General features: G+C 36.6%; 7 protein-coding genes. 2 read left to right on the top strand and 5 right to left on the bottom strand.

Features of this window, described 5'->3' with window-relative positions; translation table 11 throughout:
• From STRDD10_RS11645 to STRDD10_RS08885, 4 genes are all read right to left on the bottom strand, one after another.
• On the bottom strand, positions 1 to 522 hold a 522-nt coding region (locus tag STRDD10_RS11645), incomplete at its 3' end, for a DUF438 domain-containing protein (RefSeq protein WP_231853404.1).
• A complete protein-coding gene (locus STRDD10_RS08895; RefSeq protein WP_067195232.1) occupies positions 522 to 755 on the bottom strand; it encodes a DUF1858 domain-containing protein in 234 nt (77 codons plus the stop codon). The genes STRDD10_RS08895 and STRDD10_RS11645, both read right to left, overlap by 1 nt.
• A 153-nt stretch (positions 756 to 908) precedes the next feature.
• The gene (locus tag STRDD10_RS08890) at positions 909 to 1,769 is read right to left on the bottom strand and encodes a DUF4352 domain-containing protein (protein ID WP_067195230.1); all 861 of its coding nucleotides are present in this window, start codon (positions 1,767 to 1,769) and stop codon (positions 909 to 911) included.
• Between the two features lie 346 nt (positions 1,770 to 2,115).
• The gene (locus STRDD10_RS08885; protein ID WP_067195351.1) at positions 2,116 to 3,240 is read right to left on the bottom strand and encodes an AI-2E family transporter; all 1,125 of its coding nucleotides are present in this window, start codon (positions 3,238 to 3,240) and stop codon (positions 2,116 to 2,118) included.
• 96 nt (positions 3,241 to 3,336) lie between these two features.
• Here STRDD10_RS08885 and STRDD10_RS08880 point away from each other — a divergent pair, with 96 nt between their 5' ends.
• The gene (locus STRDD10_RS08880; RefSeq protein WP_067195228.1) at positions 3,337 to 4,125 is read left to right on the top strand and encodes an ABC transporter ATP-binding protein; all 789 of its coding nucleotides are present in this window, start codon (positions 3,337 to 3,339) and stop codon (positions 4,123 to 4,125) included.
• The gene (locus tag STRDD10_RS08875) at positions 4,118 to 5,707 is read left to right on the top strand and encodes a beta-carotene 15,15'-monooxygenase (RefSeq protein WP_231853403.1); all 1,590 of its coding nucleotides are present in this window, start codon (positions 4,118 to 4,120) and stop codon (positions 5,705 to 5,707) included. The genes STRDD10_RS08880 and STRDD10_RS08875 overlap by 8 nt, the downstream gene beginning before the upstream one ends.
• 61 nt (positions 5,708 to 5,768) lie before the next feature.
• On the opposite strand, the gene STRDD10_RS08870 is transcribed toward STRDD10_RS08875, so the two are convergent.
• Positions 5,769 to 6,001, bottom strand: a 233-nt coding sequence (locus tag STRDD10_RS08870) for a transposase (protein ID WP_197458330.1), incomplete at its 5' end; no start/stop codon positions are given.

The raw sequence follows: 6,001 nt of genomic DNA, 5'->3' as shown, positions 1-6,001 counted from the left end.
AATTTGGTCATCCACCCCCCACATAACCTTAGGAGGAGAGTCATGTCCATAACGCTCCATAATGGGAAAGAAGAGTTCTTCTTTTCGTCGGTAATGCTTGTCAAATTGACCTACCAAACCTAACTGGCGCAAAAGCCCTTTTTGCAGTTCTGGAATCATCTCCGCATCTTCGCAGGTTTTGTAAGTGTCGAGCAGACGCCGAACCCGCATCATAGCCGCTCGTAAAGCCAGATTTTCCTGCTTAAAGATTTGAACAGGGTGACCCGGGTGCTCCGTGTCCGCTATTTCCACTCCCTGAACTGCATTTTTAAAGAGATTAGCATGAACATCGCAGAGTTCCATGACGTCCTCAAAAGTGACCCCAGAATCCGAGTTCATCAGTTCGTGCTCCATAAGAGAAATTTCGATAGCTGAAACCCCTATAAAGGTCGCATCAAACCGCTCCTGCACGGACTCAGGAGAAGCCCCATTATGCAGTTCTAAGAGAATATCTCGTAGAACATGAATGCGTTCATCTGCCATTAGTCTAACCCAACTACTTCATAGCCATTAGCTTCAAGGGTGCGCACGATCTTGTCCATAGGGGTTCCTTCCAATTTTGAACCTTGTTTAAGAGAAACCTTACGCCCCACAGTATTACGCATGATAGGATTAGCCAGAGGTTTAAACCCTAGTTCTACCAGGATTTCTAGCACCTCAGGATGCTTGTCGACCACTTCTGCCACTGGAATTGACACATCGATAATATTGTCCATAATAATACCTACCTATTCAACTAGTTTTATCAATTATACCATAATTTAAAACTGAAACGATAGAAAAACTAGCAGAATGATAGACCTGCTAGTTCATGTAGAATAAACAATTTCCCTTTACGACGAAAAACTCACCAATTAAAGGTAAAAAAGTTAGTTTAGTTGAATTTTCCCTTTTTGAGTTCCCCAAAATCCTGTTTGTACTTGCAAAATGACACCTGGGTCATTTGCGACCTCAGTTGTCACATCAAAGATGACATTTCCAGTAATGCTACTTCCTGGGTTAACATCCGATAGGAAAAAATCTGCATCTTCATTCGCATAAATACCCGCCGTTGAATCAACTTCAAACTCTGTATTCTCTTTTAAAAGTTTAAAGAAACTATCTGTAACCGTAATCGCCTTATTTCCTGTATTTCTGACTGTTATATTTAAAACTAGATAGGTTCCATTTGCATTCACCCCAAATTCACCACCAACATTTTGAGCTGTCGTTCTAGAGTTTACGATATACTCCATATCTCCGACTTTTACCAAATCACCAATTTTATAGCTTGGGGTAACAGTAGGTGTCTCTCTACTTGATGACGCCGATTCTGCCTGACTGGAAGGCTCTTTGCTGGGCTCTTCAGAGCTACTGTCTTTTTTTGATACCGTCTCCTTCTTTTCTTTCTTAAATGTATGATAGGTTACTGTAATAGGAGTGTTTTTGTCAAAAACATCACCTTTTTGAAATTCTGTTTCTCCAGCAATTGAAACACTCTCAACCTGACCATCTTTTTTGAGAATCCCAGTTACCAAATCTTCTATTTTCTCCGTTTTTACTTTAGTAAATCCAGCATCTTCTAACTGATTTACCACCGTTTTATAATTCTGCTTATCGATCTTCTCTGATGAGATAGGAAGAGCAATCGAATCGCTCGCCTTACCATTTTCGCTATTTTTACTAGTACTTGCACAAGCCGTAAAAATAAAAATACTAGCAATCAAACTGACAATTTTAAAATACTTCATTTTCTATCTCCTATAATCGTTTAAATAGCTAGTCAAATACCCTAAAATAGTATCCGACAAAATACTGACACTAACAACCAAATGGTTTTAACTATCCAAAAAATTCGCTTAATAAACAACAAAACCATTAATTCCAATGAAAACTTGGCAGTCTCCACCTTAACCACAGGCGATTTGACTACCTGTTCCAATACCTGCATTGCCCTTTCTTATTCAGCCATTTTCACATCTCCTTTTTTCTTTAAATTATCTCTATTTTATTATATATATATATATATAATGTCAAGAGGTTTTCGAAATTTTTTACAAAAAAAATTGAGCCCGAAGGCTCATGCTACTATTGTTATTATTTCTCCACAATACCGTACTCTCGATTTTTCTTACTTTGTTGAGCCGCCTTATGGTTTTCATAAAGGTTCGTTAAGAACTTAACAATTTCCTTAAGGATAGAGTAAACTGGGATGACTACCACCATTCCCAGAATACCGTAGACATTACTTGCTAACAAAAGAAGAACCATAATGGTAATAGGGTGAACTTTCATCACACCACCCACAATTCTAGGATATAGGATATTGCCATCAACTTGTTGTACGATGAGCATGTATGGAAGAGCAAAGAGAAGTTTTTGCGGATCAATCACAGCATAGGCGATTGTCATCGGAATTAATCCTAGACTAGGTCCAATATAGGGGATAAGATTTGCAAAACCAGAAAAAATAGCAAAAATCAAAGCATAACGAAGGCCAATGATACTATAACCAATATAAGCCAAAGCAAAAATAATCAAAGCATCGATAGAAATTCCGCTAATATAGCGCGCAATCGTACGATTCAGTTCCACTAACAAACTAGAAATTTGTAATCGATCTCGTTTTAAAACCGTCTTTTCAAGAAAAGGTAACAGTTTATAGCCATCTAAGAGAAAATAAAGCAAAAAAATTGGTGTCATCACTAAAATAAAAATGGTGTTAATCAAGACAGAAACAACGTTGCCAAGACTACTCGTCACACTATCAAGTAGATTTCTTAAAATATCCACATAAGAAAGATTCAGTTCTTGAATAGTTCTTTCTATATTGATACTTTGAAAAGCTGGATTATCTGAAAGAGAGGTGATCCACGTTTGAATTTCCTCATAAAAATATTGACTAGAATTAATTAAGCTAGTCAACTGACTAATTAGAATCGGCAAAAGATAAACTACACCAAAAACAACCAGGGCTATCACTATTAAGACAGCCAATAGACTACTAACCACACGACTGACTTTAGCATATTTCTCCAATAATTTAACGACAGGATTGAGAAGATAATATAAAAAAGCCGCAATTAAAAAAGGAATAAGAATCGTATTAATAACACTGACAACAGGGGTAATAGTATCCCCCATCTGTCTCCATAAGAAAAAAACAAGACTAGCCAGTAACACTTCGACTGTCCAAAAAAATAACTTACTACGTTGAAACATGGTGACCTCCTCTAGTATTTGTTTCATTATATCATATATGATAAAATAAAGAGAAGTTTTTTTGTAAGAATGAGATAAAACAAGAAAGGAAACCAGATGAAAATCAAAATGGAACATGTCACTCTTAGGCGACAACAAAAAACCATTCTAGAGGACATAAATTGGGAAGTAGCAAATGGAGAAATCTGGGCAATTTTAGGTTTGAATGGAGCTGGAAAATCAACTCTTCTTCGATTGATTTTAGCTGAATTTTGGCAAAGTGAAGGAGAAATAGAGATTTTGGATACCTCCTTTGGAACCGGGGATATTTCTCAACTCAGAAAAAAAATTGGAATCGTCGGTTCCTTCATAGCAGAACGCTTCCCCCGAGGAATGAGGGCAGAAGAAATTGTCCTAACTGGAAAATTCAAAAGTAGTATTCTCTATACATCTTATGAGGAAACTGATCTCAAGCAAGCTCAGGATATGATGAAGCTACTAAAAGCTGACTCTTTAATTGGGCGTAAATACGACTCTCTTTCTCAAGGTGAACGACAAATCATCTTAATTGCACGGGCTCTCATGGACAAACCTCAAATTTTAATTCTTGATGAAGCCACAAGTGGACTCGATCTCTTTGCAAGAGAGCAACTACTTCACCATATCGAACAGATTAGCCAAATGAAACAGGCTCCTACCATTATCTATGTCACTCACCATGCAGAGGAAATCACAACCTTTATGACTCACCTTCTCCTCTTAAAAAATGGAAAAATAATCGCCAAAGGAAAGAAAGAAGACGTTTTTATTCCTCATGTTTTAAATGAATTTTATGACTGTCCCGTCACCCTAGTTCCTATAGGGGAGCAGCGTTATTTCATCAAGCCAGAGGTGAAATATGTTTAAACGCTTTTTCTTTAACCTTTATCAGTTTGGTTACTATGCCTGCCTTTTAATTGCAACAATTATCATTGGTTTCTTAGCTATTCAGAGCCTATTGGGTGGGACTTTTATTCCTTTAACTATTGCAGAGGGAGTCATTTTTACCAATAATCCACTTTCTATTTACTTTGCTGTCTTTGCTTTTATACTGCTCCTTATTTTTCTTAGATCTACCTTAGATAGGGTAAACAGCAAACAGCTCTTCCTATTTTGGACTATCCTCTATGTTTTAGCTGCCACCTACCTTATCATGGGTCACAACGGTGTAATTCGCGCCGATGCTCGTCATGTCTATAAAGCAGCCATAGCATTCAATCAAGGCGATTACAGTTCTCTGACAACAACTGGAGACTACATGTATCGTAATCCTCACCAACTAGGTTTAATGACCTTAGAGCGTCTCTATACCATGATTTTCCCAACAACTCAATTTGCATTTGTCCTTAATCTTATTTGGACCTTGGGAAGTAATTTTTTAATCGCAAAAATCACAAAACTTCTTTTTAAAAAAGATATTATTGTTAAATACACTATTCTGCTTACTTTCATTTTCTTTCCAAATTTCCTCTTCATCCTCTTTGTTTATGGTAGTGTACCTGGTCTATTTTTCTGCCTTCTAGCTCTATATTGTTTTATCAAAATCAAAAAAGGGAGTTTTTGGTATATGATAGCTGGTTCACTAGCTATCAGCATCGCTTGTTTACTAAGAAATAATTATCAAATCTTTGCTTTGATGCTGATTGCCTGCTTATTCCTGAATCTACTTTCTAAAAGCGATTGGAAGAAACTTCTAGCGATTTTCATGGTTACTATCGGACTCTTTTTTTCAGGAAAGGCTATCAAACAGTATTATTCTGAAGTTATCGGACAACACATTGGCAACGGTACCCCCCTTATTTCCTATGTCACCATGGGACTTCGAGATGATCCGAATCGGGCAACTCTTGGAGGCTGGTATGACGGTTATAATACAAAAATTTTAAAACGCTTTAATTATGATGAAGAAAAGGCTAGTAATCAAGCTAAAGAAGATCTATTAAAACGCCTAGCTATCTTTTTCCAACAACCAAGTTATGCCCTCAAGTTCTTCTATGAAAAAATTCGTTCAACTTGGACCGAGCCGACCTTCCAATCCATTTGGACAGGACCGCAAATAGAAAGAAGACAATACACTTATACCAATTTCCTTAGAAGTATCTACGAAGGCCGAAATGGTTACCACCTTGCAAACAAATTTGGAATGACCATCCTCATCACAACTTATCTATGTACAAGCCTTTATCTAATTTATAAACTCTTTTGGGAAAAATTATCCCTAGATTCTTTTGAACTCTACCCTTATATCTTTTTTGTTGGTGGTTTTCTATTTCATATTTTTTGGGAAACAAAAAGTCAATATGTTTATATGTATGTACTTCTACTTATGCCTAGCCTAGCACAGGTTCTGGTAACTTTAAGTGACATATCGCAAAAATGGAAAATCGGTAGAATAAAAAAAGGATATCTTTCTAAAATCTATAGCATTGTCCCTCAAAAAAATAGTTGAGATTAAATTTAAGAGACTGAAAAAATTGGCTCTTTGTCAACTGTAGTGGGTTGAAGAAAAGCTAAGTTCTAGAAAGGACAAATTTCGTCCTTTCTTTTTTGATGTTTAGAGCGATAAAAATCCGTTTTTTGAAGTTTTCAAAGTTCCGAAAACCAAAGGCATTGCGTTTGATGAGTTTAATGAGATTATTGGCGGCCTCCAATTTGGCGTTAGAATAGGGTAGTTGAAGAGCGTTGACAATTTTCTCTTTATCTTTGAAGAAGGTTTTAAAAATAGTCTGAAAAAGAGGATGAA

The organism is Streptococcus sp. DD10, from assembly GCF_001578805.1.
Taxonomy (GTDB): domain Bacteria; phylum Bacillota; class Bacilli; order Lactobacillales; family Streptococcaceae; genus Streptococcus.
This window is presented reverse-complemented; position numbering and strand designations above follow the sequence as displayed.